The 291-nt window shown below is 69.4% G+C and carries 1 protein-coding gene; it reads left to right on the top strand.

What is annotated here, in order from left to right; genetic code table 11:
* On the top strand, positions 1-291 hold a 291-nt coding region (locus tag EN808_RS35870; protein ID WP_135918271.1), incomplete at both ends, for an efflux RND transporter permease subunit.

Here is a 291-nt window from a genome sequence, read left to right as displayed (position 1 = left end):
CGCCGATCTCCGCACGGCCCTTGCCTCGGTCGCCTTCGATTCGCCGGCCGGCTCGATCACCACCACCAACCAGGACCTGATCGTGCGCACGACGGCGGACGTGACGACGCCGGAGGAGTTCGAGAACATCACCGTCGGCGGCAAGACGCGCATCCGCGATGTCGCCACCGTCACGCTCGGCCCCGACGTCGGCCAGACGGCGCTGCGTTCGGACGGCAAGACCGGCATCGGCCTCGGCATCATCCGCCAGGCGGAATCGAACACGCTGGACATCTCGACCGGCGTCAGGGC

The sequence above is a fragment of the Mesorhizobium sp. M8A.F.Ca.ET.165.01.1.1 genome (genome assembly GCF_004792065.1).
Classification (GTDB): Bacteria; Pseudomonadota; Alphaproteobacteria; order Rhizobiales; family Rhizobiaceae; genus Mesorhizobium.
This window is presented reverse-complemented; position numbering and strand designations above follow the sequence as displayed.